We start from the raw sequence: 23798 nt of genomic DNA on the forward strand, positions 1-23798 counted from the left end.
CCGGAGCCCTCTCATGACATTGAAGCATCACAAAAAAAGCACCGTGGCGCAGGCCGCCTGGGTTTTGAGCGCTCTGCTGGCCGGCCAGGCCTGGGCCGCAGACGCTGAATCGACAGCCAAGATCGACCCCGTCACCATCGTGGGTTCGCGCGCCAAAGTACGCACCGTGATCGACAGCGATGTGCCGGTTGACGTGTTCAGCCGCCAGGACATTGAACGCGCGATGGCCAGCGGCGATCTGGGCGAAGCCCTGCAAGCCCTGTCGCCCGCCATCAACATGCCCAAGGTTTCCGCCAGCGGTACGTCCGACACCGTGCGGGCCATCCAGTTGCGCGGCTTGGCGCCCGATCAGGCGCTGGTGCTGGTGAATGGCAAGCGGCGCCACACCAATGCCGTGCTGGATCAGGAGGGCCTCTTCCCTGGCACCGTGGCGGTGGACCTCAACACCATCCCGCCCAGCGCCATTGAGCGCATTGAAGTGCTGCGCGACGGCGCCGGCGCGCTGTACGGCAGCGACGCCGTGGCGGGCGTGGTCAATATCGTGCTGAAAAAGCGTGCGGAGGGCGGCTCGGCTTATGTCTCTTTTGGCGGCTATCACACGGCGTTCTCGCCCACCGGCAAGACACTCAACGACGGCCAGAACCTGCAGATGGGCGCGGACGCGGGCTTTGCCTTCGGGCAGGGCGGCAGCGTGCATGTGGGCTTTGACCTGCAGCACAAGAACGGCAGCAACCGCGCCGGCCCGGCCGGTGATTTTTCGTGGAACAGCACGCCTGCAGACACGGCCCGGGTGGGCCAGGTGCTCTACAAGTCCGGCGACCCGGATTTGCGCAACACCCAGCTCTTCTACGACGCCAGCCTGCCGGTTGGCGGCGGCCTGGAGGCCTACTCCTTTGCCACTTACAACCACCGCGAGGCCGAGGGCGCAGCCTTCTTCCGCTGGCCCGGTGACCCGGGCAATGTGCCGGCCGTCTATCCTCAGGGTTTTCGGCCAGAGACCACCAACAAGATCAACGACGGCGCCCTTGTTGTCGGCCTGCGCGGTGATGTGCAGGACTGGCACATGGACGCCAGCCTGCGGCACGGCGAAAACCGTTTCGAATACGGCCTGAAGAACAGCATCAACGCCTCGCTCGGGGCGACCAGCCCTACCCGTTTTCATCTGGCCAACTTCATCTCCAGCCAGACGGGCCTGAATGTCGACCTGCGACGCAGCTTCGACAACGCGCCCTTGCCGTGGAATCTGGCCCTGGGCGCCGAGGTCTTGCATGACCATTATGAAACCCAGCCCGGTGATCCCGCCTCGTATGCTGCCGGCGCGTTGGGTGGCGCCCCAGGCTCACAGGGTGATCCAGGTTTGCAGCCCCAGAATGCGGTGAACCTGGGCCGTACCGCCAAGTCGATCTATGTGGACGTGGACAGCGACATCACTGACCGCCTGCTGCTGGGCGCCGCGCTGCGCTATGCCGACTACGCGGGCTCCGGCAACCAGACCACGGGCAAGCTCTCCGGGCGTTACAAACTCAGCGAAAACTTCCTGGTGCGCTCGGCGCTGTCCAACAGTTTCCGCGCTCCGGCGCTGGCGCAAATCGGCTTCCGCAACAGCACGCTGGACTTCAACGCCGACCAGACGGGCTTGGTCAACGCCGCGCTGCTGCCGGCAACCGATGCGCTGGCCAAGCAGTTTGGCGCGCAGCCGCTCAAGCCTGAAACTTCGACCAACTTCTCACTGGGTTTTGCCGCGCAACTGGCCAAAAGCACCAGCCTGACGGTGGATGCCTACCAAATCCGCATCAAAGACCGCATCAGCCGCAGCAGTGATTTGAACGGCAGCGCCGTGGCCGCCTACCTGTCCTCCATCGGGCGCAGCGACATCGAGTCGGTGGCCTTTTTGACCAACGCCCTGGACACCACCACCACGGGCGTGGACGTGGTGGTGAGCCACGCCACCACCTTGCAGGGCGGCGCGCTCAATCTCTCGGCCGCGCTCAACCTCAACCAGAACCATCTGGACGCGGTGCGCAACAGCAGCACGGCCTTGAGTGCCATTGACCCAAGCCTGAGCCTGTTCAGCGACAAGACCTTGTTCGACCTGATGCATCAGTCGCCCAAGAACAAGCTGATTCTCACGGCTGATTGGAGCGGCGGCGCCTGGAGCTTGATGGCACGCGCCACCCGTTACGGCGAGTTCAGCGTGATGTCGTATGCCGGGCCAGAGGTGAAATACCACGCCGATTGGGGGGTGGATCTGGAGGCGCAACTCAAGTTGACGCAGCGCCTGAGTTGGTCGGTGGGTGGCAACAATGTGTTCAATCGCTACCCCGATCAAAGCGGTCCGAACGACAACCTTGCCGGCAGCCTGCCCTACAACTACGTGGCGCCCATCGGCATCAACGGTGCGTATTTCTACACACGGCTGAGTTTGGCGTTCTAAGCTCGGCCCGGCAGCGCGGCACGGGCGTTGAGCGACGCCTGTGCCTGTGCCTGTATTTGTGCGCGTGCGGTGTGGGTCTTTGGCGCTTGGACGTGCAAGGCGGTCGCATCATGATGGATACTTGCCGCATGACCTTACGAGGCTTGAAATTCGCGCTCCAGTTGGCCGCCCGGTTTGTCTTGTTGGCGGTTTTCTTGGGGGGGGCCGCTCCCTTGTTCGCCGCGCCTCCGGCAAGTCAGGAGGTGGCGGTCGCCCCGGCGCGCGTGCCAAGCGCTGCTGTGCTTCGCGTTGTCAGCAACGCCACAGGCGACCGCCTTCGTTCAATCGGGGTTCAAGCCGTCATCGAAACCCTTGCCCGGCATCAGGGCATGACGGCACGGCTGACAGTTGAGCCGGGCGAACGGGCCGTGCTCAGTTTCAAGGCAGGGCGCTACGACGCCGATGCCTTGCGGGTGGCGAGATTCTCAGAGGTCTACCCGGAGGCGGTCCGTGTAGACCCGCATTTGTCCACCATCTGGTATTTTGCGGTTACGCGCAGTGAGGATGTCGTGCCAACCTCCTGGCATGACTTGGCCCAATACCGTATTGCCTACGTTCGCGGCATCAAGGCGATCGACCTCGAAACAACGCATGTTCAGCACCGTGAAACTCCCTCCACGCGGGAGGCTTGCTTGGCCATGGTGGCTTTGGGGCGTGTGGACGTCTGCATCTTGAATGCGCCGCACGGCTACGCACCCCCCGCCGAAGTGTCAGGCACGCGCCTGTACGCCCACCCGTTTGAGCACCTCAATCTGTACCTGTGGCTGGCGCCAGGGCTTCGTGATCTTGCCGCCCGGTTTTCCAGTGACTTGAAGGACATGGCGCGCAGCGGTGAGTTGCAGCGCTTGATGGGACCGAACCGAAGCGAGCAGTGACACCCGCTTCGACCTCGCACGGGTTATTGCAGCTGTGTGGCCAAATTATCGCGACGCGGCGCCGCCTTGCTGCATGCGCAGTTGCCGTGCCGCCTCTTCGTCGCGGGCGTCCTTGATTTCACGCATCACACCGCCCAGGTCGACCGGGCCGCTGCGGTGCTTGAATTGGCCGGTGAGCGGCGTGTCAGGGCTGAGTGCGCCTTTCTCGAACAAGGCCCAAATCTCCGCGCCGAACTCGGTGTGCAGCAAATCGGGTGCAAAGCGACCGAAGAAGGCGCGCAGGTTCCCCACGTCGCGCAACAGCATGCGCTTGGCGTGGTTGTTGCCGGCGGCGTCAACGGCCTGCGGCAGATCGATGATCACCGGGCCGTCGGCCGCGAGCAGGATATTGAACTCCGACAAGTCCCCGTGCACGACGCCCGCGCACAGCATGCGCACGACCTCCCGCACCAGCGTCAGGTGATGGCGGTGGGCCTCGTCAACGGTGAAGGCGGAGTCGTTCAGCCGAGGCGCCGCATCGCCGTTGGCATCGCAGACCAACTCCATCAAGAGCACGCCGTCCATGAAGTTCAGCGGCTTGGGGACACGCACGCCGGCCGCGGCCAGGCGGTACAAGGCGTCCACCTCGGCGCTTTGCCAGGCCGCCTCCTGCGCCTGCCGGCCAAACTTGCTGCCCTTGGCCATGGCTCGCGCCTGCCGGGTGTTTTTGGTTTTGCGGTTTTCGGTGTAATCCACCGCCTGCCTGAAGCTGCGCTGGGTGGCCTCTTTGTAGACTTTTGCACAGCGGGTTTCATCGCCGCAACGCACCACATAGACCAAGGCCTCCTTGCCGCTCATGAGCTGGCGAACGACCGTGTCAATGAGGCCTTCTTCGATCAAATTTTGGAGTCTGGGAGGTGCTTTCATCGGGCGCGGTGCTCGCAACGGGGGGCTTGCGTCAAGGGACAGGAATCGCACATCGTAGTGGGTGTGCGTGAAGCGCTTGAGTTAGGCCTCGCGAGCTTGTGTCTGCACGACCTCCGCTGCACTGCGAAAGGCCTCAACAGCCATGGGCACGCCGCAGTAGATGGTGGCGTGCAGCAAGACTTCTTGAATTTCCTGAACCGTGGCACCGTTGTTCAGCGCGCCGCGCACATGGCCTTTGAGTTCGTGCTGGCGGCCCAGCGCCGTCAACATGGCCACCGTGACCAGGCTGCGGGTCTTCAGATCAAGACCGGGGCGCAGCCAAGTTTCGCCCCAGGCATTGCGGGTGATGTGCTGTTGCAGGGGGGCGGTGAAGTCGGTCACTCCGGCAAAGGCCGCCTCCACGAAGTCTTCACCCATCACCTGCTTGCGCATGGCCAAGCCTTTGTCGAATTGCTCGTCACTCATGGATTTCTCCAAAAAGTTGAGAGCATAAAGTGACGGGGCCGCGCCGGTGTGGCTGCCCCGCATCGATCGACGGGGCTGAGCTAGATTCGCCAGGAGCTGCGCCCCCGGCAAAGTACTTACTTGGTCTCTGTGGATTCAGCGGGCTTGGCCGGCTTGGCGGACGGGCGGCCTGCAGCGGTCGGGTAGGCGCCCATCACGCGCACCGGGTCAGTCTTGTCGAGGTAGGCCGCGTATTGGGACTCGGTGCAAGCCAGCTTGCGCCCAGCCTTTTGCTCACCACGATAGTCGCCTTTGTAATAGACAAAATGGAACTCGTTGTCTTGCTTGGGCGCGGCACCCAGCTTGACGCTGCTGGCGGCTGCGCATTCATTGCGCAAGGCCTGCACTTCAGCATCGGCGGAAGGGGCGGCGGCCTGCGCCACACTGACGAGACCTGTAGACACCAGAAGTGCAGCAAACAGCTTGTTGTTCATGGGGGACCTTTGCGGAAGCTTTAAAAAATCAATACGTCAACAGCCCAAAGCTTAATACCGGGCGTGTCGTTGCGCTACCCGCGATTGCAGGGGCTGAAGAAGCCCGCATGTCGTGAAATCTTGATGATCAGCCAGGGTTTTTACCCGTTACTTGAGCGGCGTGATCTGCAAATCAAGCGCAAGAAACAATGCGCAAGGCGCGCTTTCTGTTCAAGGCCCGTGCTCAGACTTTGTGCAGCACCAAGGTCAGCAGCGCGGATGAATCTTCTAGCGCGCGCAAGGCGTGCGGCACCTGTGCATCCAGGTGCAGCAAATCCCCGGGTTTGAGCGCCCGGGTGCCCTGCGGTGTGCTGAGTTCGAGATGACCCTCGACGCACAGCAGCGTCATCTCGCCGGGCGCCTGGTGCTCCCGCATGGTTTTGCCGGCCAGCAGGACGATGCGAATCACCTCCAACTGCTGCGCTTTCAGCAAGGCATGCGTCGGGGTATTTTTCAGCGCCGCGCCCAGTGGCAAGACGGGCGTGGGGCACCCGGAAGCAAGGTGTTGTTGAGCCATGGCTTTACTCCATCTGTTGCGATGTCGACTTGCCCCTGGAATTTAGCGCGCCTGGCGCCTTTTGGGGGGATTCGGGCGCGCGCCCGGCGCCGGAGCGTTTTGCCGGAAAATGGGTGCCCATGACTTCAGCGCCTTCTTTGTCTGAGCCCGATCCCGCTTCTGATCCCATGCCGCAGCCGCCGGTTCAGCCCGATCTCGATGCCTGCTGTGGCAACGGCTGCGAGCCCTGCATTTTTGATCTTCATGATCTGGCCATGGACGCGTACCGGCAGGCGCTTCGGGCGTGGAAAGCCCGGCAGGCCCAAGCCTTGCCCTGAGTCATGCCGGCGCGGTACGCGGGCCCGGCTCAAAGCCCGCCGAGGCAGCCTTTTTGACCCGAAGAGTTGGCGTAGCCCGTGCCTGCGGTGTAAGCCGCGTTGGACCATTCGCCCTGCACCTTCCACTGCGTGCCGTTGGTGAAGGTGAGCAAAGGCGCGCCCCAAGTCCAGGCGCATTTGTCGCCGTTCTCAGAGCCCGACGAGTCGTACCACCCCGGGCTGCCGGTGGCCGTGCTGGTGGAGGGGTCGGTGCGGGCCTCGGACAATTCGTGGCCGGTCACATTGGCCAGTGCCGCCAGGCCTTGCGAGTGCAGGCCGGAGGTGTCAGCCGGGTCGCAGCCGGCATCACCGTCCAGGTTCCAAAAAAATGCGAACTGCAATCGCGTGGCGTTGCCAGGGCAGGTGCCTGAGGCATGCCATGCGCAATAGCCCGCGCTGCCCCGCTTGAGATCGGTGTACACCGCGTAGTAGCCGTTGCCGGAGGAATCGGGGTTGTTGCTGATCACCTTGCAGACCTCGCTCAGGATGGCCGAGGTATTGCCGCCCCCTGAAGCCACGCTGGTGTCAACGAGGTGCCCCAAATGGGTGGTGGAGCGGCCTATCGCGCCGTTGCTGCCGGTGTACTCGGTGACTGTGCCGGAATAGTTGCTGTTGCTATAGCCTTGGTACCACGCGTCCAGGCCGGTCATTTTGTCGCCGGCGTAGGTGGCCCAACTGCTGCCCCAGAAGATGTTCATGGTGACCGCGGTGGGCATGATCCTGCCACCGTGAAAGGTCATATTGGGCGAGCGGGCGGCTCGCAAGGGTGATGCCGTCGAGTTGTTGCTGGAGCCGCTTGCACCTTTTTCCAGCTCACGCTGGATCTTGAAGGCCTCATGAACTTCGCGGGACCAGAAATGGCCCTTGGCGACCGGCGCATTGGCCGTGCTGTTGGTGTCTGTGGCGGGCTGGGCCGTCTCTGGCCCGGCCGCCTGGGCGGTGCTGGCAAACAGGGAAAACATCGCCGTGGCGATCAGTGTCTTGCGCATCATGACTTGCTCCTGAGTAAGGGAAGTTCGAATGCGTCGGTGCCGAAGTTGGCAGACACCTGTAGCGCTTGTTGCAGCACCCTGGTGGCAATTTTCAAGCCGAACCGGCCCGACGTGACCCAACGTTATGTAAGCGAAGGCAAGGGCGCCTTGAACAGGTGAGCTCCACCCCGTTCAAGGCGGCAAGTCAGATTGCCAGACTTCTTTGCGCCGCGCAATCAGGATCGGCGCGGAGGGTGCCGCAAAGCCCCCTCCGCCGGGTTCACGATGTCAGGTCAGTTCAACCCGGTCACTTCACTTCGGTGACGAATTGGTCGAGCGGGCGGCGCACCTTTTGCAGCTTGGCCAGCCAATCGCCTTCTTCTTGGCGATAACCCAGCGGCAGCAGGGTCACGCTGCGCAAGCCGCGCGCGCGCAGGCCCAGGATGGCGTCTAGCTTGTCGGGATCGAACCCTTCCATGGGCGTGCTGTCCACGCCTTCGGCGGCGGCGGCGATCATCGCGGCGCCGAAGCCGATGTAAGCCTGGCGGGCCGCATGCTGGTAGTTGGTTTCTGCATCGCGCTGCGGGTACATGTTCAACAGCATGTTGCGGTAGTTCTCCCAGCCTTCGTTGCGGAAGCCTCGCACCTCGTTGGTGTAGTCGAACATGTGGTTGATGCGCTCAGTCGTGTAGTTGTCCCACGCGGCAAACACCAGCAAATGCGAGCCTTCGGTGATCTGGGCTTGGTTCCAGGCGATTGTCTGAATCTGGGCGCGCACTTCCGGGTTGGTGACCACCACGATCTCGAACGGCTGCAAGCCGCTGGACGTTGGTGCGAGCCGGGCCGCTTCGATGATTCGGTCTACCTTGTCCTGGGCCACGACCTTGCTCGGGTCCATCTTTTTGGTGGCATAGCGCCACTCCAGCATCTTGATGACGTCCATTGAGTTTTTGTCCCTGTCGGTGGAAGTTGAAAGTGCGCAAATTATGCGACCCGGCCCTAAAGGCGGACCTCAGCAGGAAAGTGCTGCTTGTGCTATGCGCTGCGACCCGCGTAAGGCACTTGTTCAGGGGCGGATATAGGCGTAGCCGGCCGCTTGCTTTTTGATCAACTCGCCCACCGGTGAATCGGATTTCAGCAAGCCAATGCCAGGGCCAAACACGACGATCTCCACCGCCACCGCCACCGCCACCGCCACCTCCTGCAGCATCTGCAGGGCCCCCAGGCCCATCGACAGCCGCGTTTGGCGCCTCGTTATCCCTTGGCGTACCAGCCCTTGACACCCGCGTGGTCGCGCACGGCCTCGTACACCCCGATGAGGTTGGGGCAATGGCTGAAGATGCTGGCTGGGATGTGATCGACATTGCCGCCGATGAACCAGCGCACCGCCATGTGCAGCTTCAGGTCGACCACCTGTAGCGTATCGCCGCCAAAAAAGGGTTTGTGGCTGATGTTTTTCTCGGCGGCGGCGGCCCAGCCGGGCAGGTAGTTCGCCACCAGATGCTCGCGCACCCGGCGCTTTTCTTGTTCTTCCATGCGAATGGTCGGGCCGACGACGCCGCGCAGGTCTTCCACGTGCTGCATCATGCCCTCATGGCGTGCGGCCTCGAAATCGTCGCTGGGGTGCAGCCCGTGGCGGCGGCCAATCAACACCAAAATAGCATTGGCGTGCGCGATCGGGGCGCGCCCGGGCAGCTCCAGCACGGGCAGGCTGCCATAGGGCATTTGCGACTTCAGCGCGGGCCAATCTGCCATTTTGATGCGCGCATCTTCAAAGTCGACGCCCGTCAGGTGCAAGGCCAGGCGGCACTCTTCGCCCCGGCTGACCGGCGCGTCGAAATAGGTGAGTTTGGGTTTGCTCATGATGTTCAGGCCCAGTTTGGGTTCAATCGCCAAGGAAAGTTCTGCGCCGGGTTATTCGGCAGAACTGAAAGCGGGACTTTAAACAGAAATCTGTTTTTGTTCCTGGGCCATGCGCTGGTCCAGTTCCTGGCGCAGCTGACGCCGCATTTGAGCGGCTTGAAAGCGGCGTTTGTCGTCGGGCGTGAAAGGGCGCAGCGGCGGCACGGCCACCGGCTGGTGCGCATCGTCCACGGCCACCATCGTGAAGTAGCAGCTGTTGACGTGGCGCGTTTCCTGGGTGCGAATGTTCTCGGCAATCACGCGGATGCCAATCTCCATGGAGGAGGTGCCGGTGTAGTTCACGCTGGCCAGAAAGGTCACCAATTCGCCCACATGGATGGGTTGGCGGAAGGTCACCCGGTCCACCGACAAGGTCACCGCATAGCGGGCCGCATAACGGCTTGCGCAAGCGTAGGCCACCTGGTCGAGCAGCTTGAGGATGTTGCCCCCGTGCACATTGCCAGCGAAGTTGGCGGTATCGGGCGTCATCAATACCGTCATGCTCATTTGATGTGCGGGGTGGTCCATTGGGGGTTCCTTGGGGGCGGCCTGCGGCGCGGTGTTGGGGGAAAAGGGGTAGAAATTTTTTGGGAGCAGGGCGAGAGGATACGCAATCGACAAGACCTTCACACACCCGGGAATTTGTGCACCGTGCTGCTGCGAAAAATCTCGCCCGGGCGCAGGACGGTGCTGGGCCAATCGGGGTGGCCCGGGTGGTTGGGCGAATCGGGGCTGTGCTGGGTCTCCAGGCAGAGGCCGTCGCCTTGGCGGTAGTAGGCGCCGCCGCTGCCGAGCAGGGTGGCGTCGAGAAAGTTGCCGGAATAAAACTGCAGGGCCGGCTCAGTGGTGTGAATTTCCATGATTCGACCCGATTGCGGGTCGGCCAGCGTGGCGGCAAGATGCAGGCCGCCATCGCTTGGGGAGTCCAGCAGCCAGTTGTGGTCGTAGCCTCGTGCTGGTGCGAATTGCGGGTGGGCTTGGCGAATGCGGTCTTCAATGACGGTGCTGGCCCGAAAGTCGAAGGGCGTGCCCTCCACGGGCGCAATGCCGCTGGGGATCAAGCCGGCGCCGACCTCGGTGTAGCGTTGGGCGGCAATGGTCAGTCGATGTTGAAGGGCACTGCCGTGGCCGGCCAGGTTGAAATAGTCGTGGTGGGTGAGGTTGACGATGGTGGGCTTGTTGCAGCGGGCCTCGTAGTCGATTTGCCAGTACGCCGCAGCACCCAGGGTGTAGCGCAGCTTGACCTGCATTTCGCCGGGAAACCCACCTTCGCCGTCAGCGCTGGTGTAGCTCAGCTCGATCGCCACATTGCCGCTTGATTCAAGCGGCTGCGGCGTGATGTCCCAGTAGCGAGTGCCGAAGCTTTGGGCGCCTCCATGCAGACAGTTTTCTCCATCATTGATCGGCAGCGAGAAGGATTGACCGCCCAGCATGAACTGCCCTTTGGCGATGCGATTGGCATAGCGGCCGACGATGGTGCCGAAGTGCGGATTGCGCTCCAGATAGTCCGTCAGCTTGTCAAAGCCCAGCACCACATTGGCGCTGCGCCCCTGGGGGTCCGGCACATGCAGGCCGGTGACGATGCCGCCGTAGTTGATGGCGCTCAAGCGCAGGCCCCGGCCGTTGTCCAGGGTGTACTCATGCACGACGCGGCCGTCGGGCATCAGGCCGAATTCACGGCGGTGGATCGACGGGGCAGCAGTGGGCAATGGCATGGTGGGCGTTGACTTTCAGGCAAAGGTTCGTGAGATGACCGGCAGCGATTGCGCCGAAGGTGAGGCCTGGCTTTGGGCTCGGGCGCGGTGTGCCAGGCTCATCCAGCGCCGGCTGCGCCAGCGTTGCAACATCAGCAGGCCGCGCAGCCATTCATCCACGATGAAGGCGCACCAGACACCCACCAGGCCCAGGCCGAAATGGGTACCCAGCAACCAGGCGCCAAAAGCCATAACGCCCCATTGCGAGAGCATGCCGACCCCGGCCGGGTAGCGGGCATCGCCGCAGGCTCGCAGCGCGTTGATCATGATGAGATTGAAGCTGCGGCCGGGCTCCAGCAGCAAGCCCAACATGACCAATGTGGCGCCGACCCGCTGAATTTCGGCGTCAGCCGTCAAGAGCGCCAGCAAGCGCGGCCCGAGCAGGGCGGCGAGGGCGGCGATCACCATCGTCCAGACCAGCCCCGTGCGCATATGCCGCAGGCACACCGCATAGGCTTGCTCCAGCCGGCCCGCGCCGACCAGGCGACCCACCAGGATTTCATTGGCCAGCCCCATGGCCACGCCCCCCAGCATCACCACATTGGCCAGTTGCATCACATAAGTCTGGGTGGCCAGCTGAGACTCTCCCATGCGGGCGCTGAGCGCCGTGATCAGCATGAAGGCGCCGAACCAGCTGACGTTCTCCAACACCGCCGGCACGCCGTAATGCAGCAGCCGGCGCAGATCGGGCAGCGGCACCCGCAAGAGATCGGTGTGCCGCCAGCGCAGGCCATACAAAGACCGCGACAGCCACCACAGGGCCCCACACGCCATCAGGCGGCTGAATGCGGTGGACAGCGCCACACCTGTGACGCCAAGCGCCGGCAAGCCGAACAGGCCGAAGATCAGCACCGCATTGCCGCCAACATTGAGCAGGTTCTGGCCCAACATCACCCACATCACGGCCCGCGTGTGGCCGTGGGCGCGCAGGCTGGCGCTGAGCGCGTAGTTCATCGCCTCCAGGAACAGTGTGCCCCCCATCCACTGCAGAAAGGGCAGGGCATAACGTGTTTGTTCAGGTGACAGCTGCACCCAGCGCAGCAAGGTGGGCGCGACAGGAATCAACAGCAGGCTGAAGGCCATGCCGATGCACAAATTGGTGCTAACCGCCGCCCGCGCCAGCCGCCGGGCGCCCTCGGCATCGCCCAGGCCCAGGTGATGGGTGATGACAATGGAGGCGCCAATCGCCAGCACGTTGAAAGCCATCATCAGCATGAACACAATCTGCCAGGCGCTGCCCAGGCCGGCCACCGCCTGGTCCGACAGGCGGCTCACCATCAGCGTATCGGCCACGCCGGTGCTCAGGTGCAGCAGTTGTTCGGCAAAGATCGGCCAGGCGAGTGCCAGCAAACCCGGCACGGCGTGCGCGGCCGGCTTATTCGCCTGCGCAGATTTTGAGGGCGACTGGGTCACAGGATCACGAGATTGGGGTGCTGATAAATCGATGTTCGGCATGCCCATGCACGCCCAAGAGGCTTGCCCCTGGCAATTCGAACACCGCACCGGCGGCGGCTTGAACAGCCAGCTCGGCTGGGCGCAGCTGCTTGCGCGCCGAGGTGACAAACAGGCGGTTGCGCGCCGCGCCGCCAAAGCTGGGGCAGGTGACTTGGCTGGCGGGCACCGGCAGGCGCAGGGTCTCGCGGCCTTGCGGGTCCAGCCGTATCACGCAGCTGGCACCCCACAGCGCCACCCACAGATGGCCGGCAGCGTCCATCGCCGCGCCATCGGGTTCACCGTCGTCCGCGGCCAGCGCGGCAAAGCGCCGGGGTGCGCCGAGGCGGCCGTCCGGGGCGTAGTCCATCGCCCAAATCTGGCGGGTGGGGGAGTCGGTGAAATACATCGTCAGCCCGTCGGGGCTGAACTGGATGCAGTTGGCTACCGTGGCGGGCGGCAGCGGCAGGTGTTCAATGTCTAGCGCCGCATTCACACGGTAGAAGCCTCCCGCCGGCCGGCCTTGCGGGTTGAACATCCCAAAGACGAAACGCCCCTGCGGATCGCAGCGACCATCGTTGATGCGCAGCCCTTCAGGCGCGTCTGCTGGCCAAGGCACGGGCGACATGGGCCCCAGCGTGCCGCTGTTCAAGTCGAACAAGGCCAGGCCGCGGCTCAGGCCCAGCAGCAGCAGACCAGGCGCTTCACACAGGGCAAAGCTGCCCAGCTTGTCGGGCAATGACCAGCACTGCACCGTGCCGTCGGCGGCGCGCCAGCGCGTGAGCAGGCCCGCGTCGATGTCGGTCCAGAACAAGGCCTGCTCGCGCTCGCACCACAACAGGCACTCGCCCAACTGTGCGTCCGCTGGCACCCGCACCAGGGCTGGCGTGGGCCCAGGTGTCACGCCCATCCTCCGTCCACCACAAAGTCTTGCGCGGTGCACATGGCGCTGTCATCCGCCGCCAGGAACAAGGCCATGCGGGCGATATCTTCTGACATCAACGGGTGGTTGATGCACTGGCCCTTGGCAATCTCGCGCTTGGTTTCTTCGGTCACCCACAGGCGCAGTTGCTTGTCGGTCATGACCCAGCCCGGCACCAGCGTATTCACGCGGATTTTGTCGGGCCCCAGGTCACGCGCCAGGCAGCGGGTGAGCCCCTGCACCGCGGCCTTGGAGGCGGTGTAGGCCGGCATGCCGCCCTGCTTGAGCATCCAGCTGATGGAGCCGAAGTTGATGATGCTGCCACCGCCTGCCGCCCGCATATCCGGCAGCAAGGCTTGCGCAGCAAAGAACTGGTGCTTCAGGTTCACCGCCAGGCCGCCGTCCCAGAATTCCGGCGTGATGTCTTCCAGGCCCAGGCGCTTGTCATTGGCCGCATTGTTCAGCAACACCGTCATCGGCCCCACGCGGCTGCGCAGGGCGGCAATGGCGGCGCGCAAGGCCTCGATATCGGTCAGGTCCGCCGCCATGAAGGCTGGGGCATGCCGGGCGCCGGCCAACTGCAAGGCCAGGGCTTCGCCCGCCTCGGCATTCAAGTCAATGAAGGCGACGCGTGCGCCCTGGGCGGCAAATTGCTCGACCAGGCAAGCACCAATGCCGGTGGCGCCACCGGTGATCAAGACAGCGCGATCTTGCAGGCTGGGATAGCGGGCAAAAACGCCAGTAGCGGAAGAACTCATGCGGGGCTCCGGAGGGGTGAATCAAAGGGGAAAAAGGGATGTCAGTAGTCCTGAAAATCAATTGTAGTAAGACTTTTTGTGTCTTTGAAGCCTTGTTATTGGGGTTTTCACCGATCAAAGAAGCTAAATAGTAATATTTAATTCGGTTTACGTTAAGAAGAGAGTCCCATGTCGAAATCCCCAGTCAAGCTTCGGTCGGCCGAATGGTTTGGTACCGCAGATAAGAACGGCTTCATGTACCGCAGCTGGATGAAGAACCAGGGCATCCCGGATCACGAGTTCCAGGGCAAGCCCATCATTGGCATCTGCAATACGTGGTCTGAGCTGACCCCCTGCAACGCGCACTTCCGCAAAGTGGCCGAGCACGTCAAGCGCGGCATTCTGGAGGCTGGCGGCTTTCCCGTCGAGTTTCCGGTCTTTTCTAACGGTGAGTCCAATCTGCGTCCCACCGCCATGCTGACGCGTAACCTCGCCAGCATGGACGTGGAGGAGTCGATCCGCGGCAATCCCATCGACGGCGTGGTGCTGCTGGTCGGCTGCGACAAGACAACGCCGGCTCTGCTGATGGGCGCGGCCAGCTGCGACGTGCCCGCCATCGTCGTCACCGGTGGCCCCATGCTCAACGGCAAGTACATGGGCAAAGACATGGGCTCCGGCACGGCGGTGTGGCAGTTGTCTGAACAGGTCAAGGCCGGTACCTTGAAGTTGCATGACTTCTTGGCCGCCGAGGCGGGCCACTCGCGCTCAGCAGGCACTTGCAACACCATGGGCACCGCTTCGACCATGGCCTGCATGGCCGAGGCGCTGGGCACCGGCCTGCCGCACAACGCCGCCATTCCAGCCGTTGATGCAAGGCGTTATGTGCTGGCGCATATGTCTGGCTCGCGCATTGTCGAGATGGTCAACGAGGGGCTGACGCTCTCCAAAATCTTGACCCGCGAGGCGTTCGAGAACGCCATCCGTGTCAACGCGGCCATCGGCGGCTCCACCAATGCGGTGATCCACCTGAAGGCGATTGCCGGCCGCATCGGCGTGGACCTGCAACTCGACGACTGGACACGCCTGGGCGCAGGCACCCCGACCCTGGTGGACCTGCTGCCCTCGGGCCGCTTCTTGATGGAAGAGTTCTACTACGCCGGGGGGCTGCCCGCTGTGCTGCGCCGTTTGGGGGAGGCCGGCCTGCTGCCGCACCCGCAAGCGCTGACGGTGAATGGCAACACGCTGTGGGACAACGTCAAAGACGCGCCCATCTACAACGACGAAGTGATCCGCCCGCTGGACAAGCCCCTGGTGGCCGACGGCGGCATCCGCGTGCTGCGGGGCAATTTGGCGCCGCGCGGTGCGGTGCTCAAGCCCTCCGCTGCCAGCGCCCATCTGCTCAAGCACCGCGGCCCGGCGGTGGTGTTTGAGAACCTCGAAGACTACAAGGCCCGTATCGTCGACCCTGAGTTGGCGATCACCGCTGACTCAGTGATGGTCATGAAGAACTGCGGTCCGCAGGGCTACCCCGGCATGGCCGAGGTGGGCAATATGGGCCTACCGCCCAAGCTGCTCGCCCAGGGCGTGACGGACATGGTGCGCATCTCCGATGCCCGCATGAGCGGCACCGCCTACGGCACCGTGGTGCTGCACGTCGCGCCCGAGGCCAAGGCCGGCGGCCCGCTGGCGGTGGTGCAAGAAGGCGACTGGATCTCGCTTGACTGCGCCAACAACAGCCTGCATCTTGAAATCTCTGACGAAGAACTGGCCGCGCGCCTGGCTGTGTGGCAATCGCAGCAGCGCGAGGACCCCGCTGATGCAACCGGTTATAGGCACCTCTATGTGAAGAATGTGCTGCAGGCCGACGAGGGCTGCGACTTCGGCTTTCTTGTGGGCTGCCGTGGCTCTGCCGTGCCGCGCCATTCGCACTGACCGCACCGGCTTGCCGCAAGCGCTGTCCTATTCAATAAATCGACTCTGACCCCATTAAAAATACCGCGCCATTCGCACTGACCGCACCGGCTTGCCGCAAGCGCTGTCCTATTCAATAAATCGACTCTGACCCCATTAAAAATATGAGCCGCCCCAATTCCCGAAATCCACGTTACAAAGGTGTTTTTCCTGTTGTGCCCACCACGTTTGACGCGGCGGGCGGCCTGGATCTGGAGAGCCAGAAGCGCTGTGTGGATTTCATGATCGACGCGGGCTCGACCGGGCTGTGCATCCTGGCGAATTTCTCTGAGCAGTTCGTGCTGTCGGACAGCGAGCGTGACACCCTCACGCGAACCATTCTTGAGCATGTGCGCGGCCGCGTGCCGGTGATTGTCACCACCACGCACTACAGCACCCAAATCACCATCGCCCGCAGCCGTCAAGCGCAAGAGTTAGGTGCCGCTATGGTGATGGTGATGCCGCCCTATCACGGTGCCACTTTTCGCGTGGCTGAATCGCAGATCTACGAGTTCTATGCACACCTGTCCGAGGCCATCAGCATCCCCGTGATGATTCAGGACGCACCGGTCAGTGGCACGCCGCTTTCCGTGCCCTTTTTGGCCAAGATGGCCACCGAACTTGAGCAGATCAAGTACTTCAAGATCGAAACACCCGGCGCGGCCGCCAAGCTGCGCGAGTTGATCCGCGTGGGCGGTGACGCGATCGAAGGGCCGTGGGACGGCGAAGAAGCCATCACCTTGCTGGCGGACCTGGATGCGGGCGCCACCGGCGCCATGACCGGCGGCGGCTTTCCGGACGGCATCCGCAAGATCGTTGACGCCTATGCGGCCGGCGACCGTGAAGCCGCCGTGGCCGAGTACGGCCGCTGGCTGCCGCTGATCAATTTTGAAAACCGCCAGGGCGGCATCCTCACCGCCAAGGCGTTGATGTTGGCCGGAGGCGTCATCCAGTGCGATGCGCCACGCCACCCCTTCCCTGAAATGCACCCCGCAACCCGTGCAGGGCTGCTGGACGCCGCCCGGCGCCTGGACCCGCTGGTCCTGCGCTGGACCCGTTGAATAAAGAGAGCGACCCGCACATCATGCAAGCCTTTCAAAACTACATCGCCGGTGAATGGGTTGACGGCGTGGGCACACGCCCTAACATCAATCCTTCCGACATTGGCGACGTGATCGGGCATTACGCCCAGGCCGACGTGGCCCAGACCGAGCAGGCCATTGCCGCCGCGCATGCGGCTTTGCCGGCTTGGGCCAGCAGCACACCGCAGCAGCGCTTTGACGTGCTTGACGGCATTGGTAACGAGTTACTGGCACGGCGTGAAGAAATCGGCCGCCTGCTTTCCCGCGAAGAAGGCAAGACCTTGCCCGAGGGCATGGGCGAGACCCACCGGGCGGCGATGATCTTCAAGTTCTTCGCGGCCGAGGCCTTGCGCGGCGCGGGTGAATCGCTCCCCTCGGTGCGCCCGGGGGTTGCCGTCGAGATGTCGCGTTCGCCCATGGGCGTGGTCGGCTTGATTGCCCCGTGGAACTTCCCCATCGCCATCCCCGCCTGGAAGATCGCGCCAGCCCTGGCCTTCGGCAACACCGTGGTGTTCAAGCCCGCCGAGTTGGTGCCGGGTTGCGCTTGGGTCCTGGCTGACATCATCAGCCGCAGCGCCTTGCCCAAGGGGGCTTTCAATCTGGTGATGGGCCCCGGCTCGCAGGTGGGCGCCACGCTGGTGGAGTCGCCCCGGGTCAATGCCATCAGCTTCACTGGCTCAGTTGCCACCGGGCGGCGCCTCATCAGCAGCTGCGCCGCGCGTCAGGCCAAGGTGCAGGCCGAAATGGGCGGCAAAAACCCCTTGCTGGTGCTGGACGACGCCGATCTGGATGTGGCCGTCAATGCTGCTGTGCAAAGCGGCTATTTCTCGACCGGCCAGCGCTGTACGGCGTCCAGCCGCATCATCGTCGGGGCAGGCATTCATGATGCCTTTGTGGACGCGGTTGTGAAAAAGCTCGCGGGCTTGAAGGTGGACCACGCCTTGAAGGCGGGCACCGACATCGGCCCGGTGGTGGATGCGCGCCAGCTGGAACAAAACCTTCACTACGTGGGCCTGGCTGTGCGTGAAGGCGGTGAGTTGGTGTACGGCGGCACAGCGGTGGAGCGTGAAACACCGGGCTTCTACATGCTGCCCGCACTGATCACCGGTACCACCAACCAGATGACCATCAGCCGCGAGGAGGTGTTCGGCCCCGTCTGCAATGTCATCAAGGTGGGCAGTTATGAGGAAGGCCTGGCCGTTGCCAACGACACCGAGTTTGGCCTGTCTTCTGGCATCTGCACCCGCTCGCTCAAGCACGCCACCCACTTCAAGCAGCACGCCCAGGCCGGCATGGTGATGGTCAACCTGCCCACCGCAGGCGTGGACTACCACGTGCCCTTCGGCGGCACCAAGGGTAGTAGCTACGGTCCCCGCGAGCAGGGCAGCTATGCGCGTGAGTTCTACACCACCGTCAAAACGGCCTACTGCTTCGCCGGTTGAATGGCGCGCTGACGACTCAAGCACTTTTGCCCAAGCACCTCCATGTTGCGCAGACTGATCATCACCTTCGCCATCGCTGCCGGGCTGTGCATTGCGCAGCGCGAGGCCGTGGCGCAGATGGCGGCAGCACCAGCACCAGCACCAGCACCAGCACCAGCACCAGCAGCGGAACACGTCGAAGCCGAGCTGCAAGGGGACTTCCGTGCGCACGACCCCAGCTTGTTCATGCTGCCGGCGGGCGACTGGTTTGTCTTCGCCACCGGCCCGGGTGTGCAGCGCCTGCGTTCGCACGATGGGCGGCGTTGGGAGCGTCTGGCGCCGGTGTTCACGGCGCAGACGCGGCCGGCCTGGTGGGGGCAAGCTGTGCCGGCGCACCGCGAGGGCATGGATGTCTGGGCGCCCAAATTGTTTCTGCAGGGCGGGCGCTATCGCTTGCTGTACTCGATTTCGACCTTTGGAAAAAACACTTCCGCCATCGGCATGGCCAGCGCTGAGTCGCCCGATGCGGCACTTTGGCGTGATGACGGGCTGGTGCTGCAAAGCGGCCCGGGCGATGCCTTCAATGCGATCGATCCCGATGGTTTTGTGGACGCCGATGGCCGGGTCTGGCTGACCTTCGGTTCGTTCTGGGAGGGCATCCGCATGACCGAGCTGGACGCGCAAACGCTCAAGCCCAAGGGTGCGGCCCACTTTGTTGCCCGCAATGCCGGCGGCATCGAGGCGCCCACGCTGACCCGGCGCGGCGACTGGTACTACCTGTGGGTGTCCTGGGGCCTGTGCTGCCGCGGCGTGGCCAGCACTTACAACATTCGCGTGGGCCGTTCGCGCAGCCCGGGCGGGCCTTTTGTGGATCGTGGCGGGCGGGCCATGCTGGACGGTGGCGGCACCTTGATCGAGGCGGGGGGCGACCGCTGGAAGGGGCCGGGGCACCAGGACGTGTTCGGCAATTTATTGGTGCGCCATGCCTATGACGCGCAAGACAGCGGCCATCCGTATTTGCGGGTGAACGAATTGAAGTGGAGCGAGGACGGGTGGCCCGGGCTTTGAGCCCCTTCACCCAAAGTATTGCACCCAAGATTTGAGGTTTTGAATTTCGCAAAATAAGAAGCCCAGCGCAGATGGGAGGCCGGCCATGGTGCCTATGAGCCTGCTCGTTATGCAGCGGTAAACAACAGATGCTGGAGACAAAGTGGTTGCGTTGAAACTGGATCAGGTGAGCAAGCGTTACGGCACCGTGCAGGTGATGGACAAGCTGTCCCTGGACGTTGAAGAAGGCGAATTCATCGTCTTTCTTGGCCCGTCGGGCTGCGGCAAAACGAGCTTGCTGCGGATGATCGCCGGGCTGGAAGAAGTCAGCGGCGGGCGCATCTTGATCGGTGGCAAAGACGTGACTGCGGCCGCGCCGGGCCAACGCAACTTGGCAATGGTGTTTCAACATTACGCGCTGTATCCACACATGACGGTGCGTGCGAATCTGGCGTTCGGGCTGAACAATATCGGCATTCCACCGGACGTCATTGCTGCGCGCATCGATGAAGCCGCCCGCATGTTGGAGCTGGCACCCCTGCTTGACCGCAAGCCGGGTCAGCTCTCTGGCGGGCAGCGCCAACGCGTGGCCATCGGCCGCGCGGTGGTGAAGGAGCCGGGCATCTTTTTGTTTGACGAGCCGCTGTCCAATCTGGACGCCGCGCTGCGGGGCCGCACCCGTGTCGAGTTGGCGCAGTTGCACCGCCGCTTGGGTGCCACCATGGTGTTTGTCACCCACGATCAGTTGGAAGCCATGACGCTGGCCACCCGCATCGTGGTGATGAATGCCGGGGTGATTGAGCAAGTGGCGCCGCCCGCTGAGATCTACCACCGGCCCGCCAGCCGCTTTGTGGCCGGCTTTGTCGGCACGCCCGGCATGAATTTCATCCCCGTGCGTTTGCAGCCCAGTACGCAGCCTAACGTGCAAATTCAACTGCCCGGCGGCACCTCGCTGGGCACCTGGGTGCCGAACAAAACTCTCCCCATGGGCCTGGACTTCAGCCTGGGCGTGCGCCCCGAGAATCTGCTTTTGGTGGACAAACCCGCCGTGGGGCAGGGCTTGCAAGGGCGTGTTGAGCTGGTTGAATTTTTGGGCGAGCGCAGCCTGGCCCATCTGCGGCTGGCGGACGAGTCCACGCTGATCGCTACGGTGCCTGCCGGCGCGCCGGCGCCTGCCGCTGGCATGGTTGTACATCTGCAGATCGAACTGGCGCATGCCCATCTGTTTGACGCCGCCGGGCGGGCCCACCATGCGGTTCGGCCTGACCGGCAGCAACAGGTCCCGGAGTTGGTTGCGTGAGCAGCACCTTTGAATATGAGGCCGGCATCGGCAGCCGAACCTACGGCCGCCCTGCTGCCCGCTCGCGCCGCGCGCGCAGGCAGCAGGGCTATGTGGGCCTGCGCGCCTCACGCGCCAGCCATGGCTTGTTCGTACTGCCGTTTGTGCTGATTTATATGGCTCTGGTCTTGTGGCCTCTGGCCCGGGGCGTGGCCATCAGCTTCCACGACCACGACCTGCTGTCGGACGACAGTTTCTACGTCGGGATTCAAAATTATGTGGAGCTGTGGTCCGACGAGGTGTTCCATCAAGTGATGTGGAATACGGTCAAGTTCGTGGCCTTGAGTACGCCGATCTTCGTGTTCATTTCGTTGGCGCTGGCGTTGGCCTTGAACCGCCCGGGGCGACTGAGCGCGGGCCTGCGCGCCACCTTCTTCTGTGCGTCGGTGTTCTCGGTCACCATTGTCACTCTGGTCTGGAAGTTGGCCTTGATGCCTGAGCGCGGGCTGGTGCCGCAAGCGGTGGCGGCGCTGGGCTTGCCGGAGTTGGCCTTTCTCACCAGCGATGTGCTGGCGCTGCCAACGGTGGTGCTGGTGACCGTGTGGTGGATCATCGGCTTGCCCATGATTTTGTTTTTGTCGGCGCTTCAGCAAATCCCGGCAGACATCTATGAAGCGGCGGCGCTGGACAACACCAGCCGCTGGCGTAGCCTGACGCGCATCACGTTGCCCAGTTTGTCGCGCACCGTCGTGCTGGTGGCGGTGATCGAGATGATTCGCGAGTTTCAGGTGTTTCCGCAAATCATGTTGATGACGAATGGCGGCCCCAACAATTCGACCCGCCCCATCGTGCAGTTCATCTACGAGCAGGCCTTCATGCAGCTGTCCCTGGGTTACGCCACGGCGGCCTCGCAAGTCTTGTTTGCGGTGATGTTGATCGGCGTGTCGCTGCAGCTGTGGCTGGAGCGTGACGGCAAGGGAGCGGCCCGATGAGCACATCAACCCCCTTGCTGCGCCGTGGCGCGTTTGATCGCCTCGTGCTGGCCGCGCTGGTGCTGCTGGCCCTGGTCTGGATGCTGCCCCTGCTGTGGGTGCTGGGCCTGTCTTTCAAACCTAACGAGTTTCTTGCCGGGCACACCGACGTGATCTTCTCCGGGCCTTTCACCCTGGAGAATTACCTCGACATCCTACATACCTCGGCGGTGTTCCGCTGGCTGGGCAACAGCGCGTGGGTGGCTTTGTGCCAGACCGTGGGCGTGCTGGTGCTGAGTTCGCTGGCGGGTTACGGCTTTGCGCGCACTGAGTTTCCGGGGCGCAAGATCATTTTCGCCATGGTGATGTTTGGTCTGGCCGTGCCGGCGCAGACCACCTTCATTCCGCTGCACCGCCTGTTTTCTTATTGGAACTTGCAAAACACCTATGCGGGTCTGATCCTGCCCGGCCTGGCGGCGCCCTTTGGTGTTTATCTGATGACGCAGTATTTCAAGGCCATTCCGCCTGATCTGGAGGAGGCTGCGATGTTGGACAACGCGTCGCGGCTCAAGATTTTTTTCCGCGTGGTCCTGCCCCTGACCGTGCCGGCGCAGGTGACCTTGGCGATCTTCACTTTTTTGGGCAGCTGGAACGACTACCTCTGGCCGCTGGTGATCGCCACCAAGCCCGAGATGTACACCTTGACGCGCGGCCTGGCCTCCACGCAAACCAATTTTGCGCAGTCTGAAGGGCTGGGGTTCTTGATGGCACAAGCTGTGTTTGCCGGCTTGCCCATTCTGACGCTTTATCTGTTCTTCCAAAAGTATCTGGTCACGGCGGTGGCCGGGAATGGGCGGCATTGAGCCTCAGCACCATGCGAGCAAATTTCAAGTTATTGCTGATTCTGTTGGGCCTGCTCGGCGCGGGCTTGGCCGGTGCTGCGCGAGCCGCGCCGACCGAAATCACGCTGATGCGCTTCTTCGGCAGCTGTGAGTCCAAGTACGGGCAGCTGACCGACCCCGCGCAGGCTGTGGGGGAGTGCGGGATCATCACCGCCCTGGTCAACCAGTTCAACGCCAGCCATAAAGATGAGATCGTCGTGCGCACCCAGATTTCTGAATGGGGCCCGTACTACGACCAACTCACCGCACGCCTGGTGGCCAAAGACGCGCCCACGATTGCCGTGATGCACGAGTCCGCTCTGGGCGACTATGTGCGGCGCGGCCTGGTGCTGCCACTGGACGAGGGCTTCAGGGAGTGGGGCGTTGACACGGCCGACTTCACTGACCACGCCCGCCGCGGCGTCATGTTCAAGGGCGAAAGCTATGCCTTGCCCTTCGACACCTGGGCTTGGCTGTGGCACATCAACACGAATTTGATGAAACAGGCGGGCCTCTTGGGGGCGGATGGCCAGCCGCTGTTGCCGCATTCACCGCAAGAGTTGCTGGCCCAGGCACGCCAGTTCCGCAAGGCGACCGGCAAGCCCTATTTCGCGTGGGCCGTGGCGAATGAAACGGCGGCAAACAACCGCACCTTCCTGACCCTGGTGGCGCAGCAGAATGGGCCGTTGTTCAGCGAAGACGGCAAGACCATCAACATGCATCTGCCGCAGGCGAGTGAGGCGCTGTCCCTGATGCAGCAGCTGTACCAAGAGGGGCTGGTCAAGCCCAATCAAGATTACGCCTCGGCCAACCAGGCTTTCTTGAACGGTGAAGCGGGCGTGATCGTCGTGGGTACCTGGACGATCGACACCTTTTTGCGTGAATCCAAACAGCCACAGTCCGCTTTGTATAACGGTTATGCAGTGCGGCCGTTCCCGCAGTTGTATGCCCGCAAGGCGGTGTTTGCAGACGGCCACTCCTGGGCCATGTTCAAGGCCGGCAGCCCGGACGAAAAGACACGCCAGGCAGGTTTGATCTTCTTGAAGTTCTTGTGGGACCACAGCGCCGCCTGGTCACGTACCGGCCATCTGCCGGTGAGCCAGAAGGTGGCGGCCAGTGCGGAGTTTCGTGCGCTGCCTTTCCGCACCGGCCTGAGCGAGATCACCCAGACCGGCGTGGCCATGCCGGGCAATGTGCCCACGCAGCGCGCCATCGAGTTGTTGATGGGCGAGGACGTGGCCAATCTTCTGATCTCGGGCAAGCCCCTGGCCGAGGTTCAAAGCAGTGTGGAAAAGCGCGTCAATACCGCGCTCAAGAAGGCGCGGCGCTGACGTTCAGCTTTGAAG

Annotated in this window: 24 protein-coding genes; 11 read left to right on the forward strand and 13 right to left on the reverse strand. The window is 63.2% G+C overall.

The genetic code is table 11. The features are described from left to right. The first annotated feature begins 13 nt into the window (after positions 1-13). Both PRZ01_RS14770 and PRZ01_RS14775 read left to right on the forward strand, forming a co-directional pair. Positions 14-2434, forward strand: coding sequence for a TonB-dependent receptor plug domain-containing protein (locus tag PRZ01_RS14770; protein ID WP_273597564.1), 2421 nt, complete (start codon positions 14-16; stop codon positions 2432-2434). 128 nt (positions 2435-2562) lie between these two features. Then, positions 2563-3348, forward strand: a complete 786-nt coding sequence (locus PRZ01_RS14775; RefSeq protein WP_273597565.1) for a substrate-binding periplasmic protein — start codon at positions 2563-2565, stop codon at positions 3346-3348. A 45-nt stretch (positions 3349-3393) separates the two neighbouring features. Here the strand turns inward: PRZ01_RS14775 and PRZ01_RS14780 are convergent, their stop codons facing one another. From PRZ01_RS14780 to PRZ01_RS14795, 4 genes are all read right to left on the reverse strand, one after another. Further along, positions 3394-4254 carry a PA4780 family RIO1-like protein kinase gene (locus PRZ01_RS14780; RefSeq protein WP_273597566.1) on the reverse strand — a complete coding sequence of 287 codons (861 nt, stop codon included), beginning with the start codon at positions 4252-4254 and terminating at the stop codon, positions 3394-3396. 81 nt (positions 4255-4335) lie between these two features. After that, entirely contained in the window at positions 4336-4719 is a 384-nt protein-coding gene (locus PRZ01_RS14785; protein WP_273597567.1) for a carboxymuconolactone decarboxylase family protein, read from the reverse strand. Positions 4720-4835: 116 nt separating this feature from the next. Then, entirely contained in the window at positions 4836-5192 is a 357-nt protein-coding gene (locus PRZ01_RS14790) for a hypothetical protein (protein WP_273597568.1), read from the reverse strand. A gap of 223 nt (positions 5193-5415) precedes the next feature. Further along, a complete protein-coding gene (locus tag PRZ01_RS14795; RefSeq protein ID WP_273597569.1) occupies positions 5416-5748 on the reverse strand; it encodes a cupin domain-containing protein in 333 nt (110 codons plus the stop codon). 119 nt (positions 5749-5867) lie between these two features. On the opposite strand from PRZ01_RS14795, the gene PRZ01_RS14800 reads away from it, so the two are divergent. Continuing rightward, entirely contained in the window at positions 5868-6065 is a 198-nt protein-coding gene (locus PRZ01_RS14800) for an oxidoreductase-like domain-containing protein (protein ID WP_273597570.1), read from the forward strand. A gap of 29 nt (positions 6066-6094) precedes the next feature. On the opposite strand, the gene PRZ01_RS14805 is transcribed toward PRZ01_RS14800, so the two are convergent. The 9 genes from PRZ01_RS14805 to PRZ01_RS14845 form a co-directional block, all read right to left on the reverse strand. After that, positions 6095-7096: a hypothetical protein gene (locus PRZ01_RS14805; RefSeq protein ID WP_273597571.1), complete on the reverse strand. Its 1002-nt coding sequence runs from the start codon at positions 7094-7096 to the stop codon at positions 6095-6097. A 286-nt stretch (positions 7097-7382) separates the two neighbouring features. Then, positions 7383-8018 carry a nitroreductase family protein gene (locus PRZ01_RS14810; protein ID WP_273597572.1) on the reverse strand — a complete coding sequence of 212 codons (636 nt, stop codon included), beginning with the start codon at positions 8016-8018 and terminating at the stop codon, positions 7383-7385. A gap of 123 nt (positions 8019-8141) precedes the next feature. Further along, entirely contained in the window at positions 8142-8306 is a 165-nt protein-coding gene (locus PRZ01_RS14815) for a hypothetical protein (RefSeq protein WP_273597573.1), read from the reverse strand. Positions 8307-8329: 23 nt separating this feature from the next. Beyond that, complete coding sequence (locus tag PRZ01_RS14820; RefSeq protein ID WP_273597574.1) at positions 8330-8938, reverse strand: glutathione S-transferase family protein; 609 nt, start codon at positions 8936-8938, stop codon at positions 8330-8332. Positions 8939-9016: 78 nt separating this feature from the next. Beyond that, positions 9017-9505 (reverse strand): acyl-CoA thioesterase, encoded by a 489-nt coding sequence (locus tag PRZ01_RS14825; RefSeq protein WP_273597575.1) that lies wholly within the window; start codon positions 9503-9505, stop codon positions 9017-9019. A gap of 98 nt (positions 9506-9603) precedes the next feature. Next, a complete protein-coding gene (locus PRZ01_RS14830) occupies positions 9604-10692 on the reverse strand; it encodes an aldose epimerase family protein (protein ID WP_273597576.1) in 1089 nt (362 codons plus the stop codon). Between the two features lie 15 nt (positions 10693-10707). Continuing rightward, entirely contained in the window at positions 10708-12144 is a 1437-nt protein-coding gene (locus PRZ01_RS14835) for an MATE family efflux transporter (RefSeq protein WP_273597577.1), read from the reverse strand. A 4-nt stretch (positions 12145-12148) separates the two neighbouring features. After that, positions 12149-13066, reverse strand: coding sequence for an SMP-30/gluconolactonase/LRE family protein (locus PRZ01_RS14840; protein ID WP_273597578.1), 918 nt, complete (start codon positions 13064-13066; stop codon positions 12149-12151). Then, positions 13063-13842 (reverse strand): SDR family NAD(P)-dependent oxidoreductase, encoded by a 780-nt coding sequence (locus PRZ01_RS14845; protein ID WP_273597579.1) that lies wholly within the window; start codon positions 13840-13842, stop codon positions 13063-13065. Before PRZ01_RS14845 ends, PRZ01_RS14840 begins: the two co-directional genes overlap by 4 nt. A gap of 168 nt (positions 13843-14010) precedes the next feature. On the opposite strand from PRZ01_RS14845, the gene PRZ01_RS14850 reads away from it, so the two are divergent. From PRZ01_RS14850 to PRZ01_RS14885, 8 genes are all read left to right on the forward strand, one after another. Beyond that, positions 14011-15753 (forward strand): IlvD/Edd family dehydratase, encoded by a 1743-nt coding sequence (locus PRZ01_RS14850; protein WP_273597580.1) that lies wholly within the window; start codon positions 14011-14013, stop codon positions 15751-15753. Positions 15754-15896: 143 nt separating this feature from the next. Beyond that, complete coding sequence (locus PRZ01_RS14855) at positions 15897-16832, forward strand: dihydrodipicolinate synthase family protein (protein WP_273597581.1); 936 nt, start codon at positions 15897-15899, stop codon at positions 16830-16832. Positions 16833-16855: 23 nt separating this feature from the next. Beyond that, positions 16856-18295, forward strand: a complete 1440-nt coding sequence (locus tag PRZ01_RS14860; RefSeq protein ID WP_273597582.1) for an aldehyde dehydrogenase family protein — start codon at positions 16856-16858, stop codon at positions 18293-18295. Between the two features lie 42 nt (positions 18296-18337). Then, entirely contained in the window at positions 18338-19342 is a 1005-nt protein-coding gene (locus PRZ01_RS14865) for an arabinan endo-1,5-alpha-L-arabinosidase (RefSeq protein ID WP_273597583.1), read from the forward strand. Between the two features lie 142 nt (positions 19343-19484). Next, entirely contained in the window at positions 19485-20621 is a 1137-nt protein-coding gene (locus tag PRZ01_RS14870) for an ABC transporter ATP-binding protein (RefSeq protein ID WP_273597584.1), read from the forward strand. Further along, on the forward strand, positions 20618-21592 hold the full coding sequence (locus PRZ01_RS14875; RefSeq protein WP_273597585.1) for a carbohydrate ABC transporter permease: 975 nt from the start codon (positions 20618-20620) through the stop codon (positions 21590-21592). Before PRZ01_RS14870 ends, PRZ01_RS14875 begins: the two co-directional genes overlap by 4 nt. Next, positions 21589-22434 (forward strand): carbohydrate ABC transporter permease, encoded by an 846-nt coding sequence (locus tag PRZ01_RS14880; protein WP_273597586.1) that lies wholly within the window; start codon positions 21589-21591, stop codon positions 22432-22434. Before PRZ01_RS14875 ends, PRZ01_RS14880 begins: the two co-directional genes overlap by 4 nt. Before the next feature lie 11 nt (positions 22435-22445). After that, positions 22446-23783, forward strand: coding sequence for an extracellular solute-binding protein (locus PRZ01_RS14885; RefSeq protein ID WP_273597587.1), 1338 nt, complete (start codon positions 22446-22448; stop codon positions 23781-23783). Positions 23784-23798 lie beyond the last annotated feature (15 nt).

It is taken from the genome of Roseateles koreensis (assembly GCF_028595305.1).
Lineage (GTDB): Bacteria > Pseudomonadota > Gammaproteobacteria > Burkholderiales > Burkholderiaceae_C > Paucibacter_A > Paucibacter_A koreensis.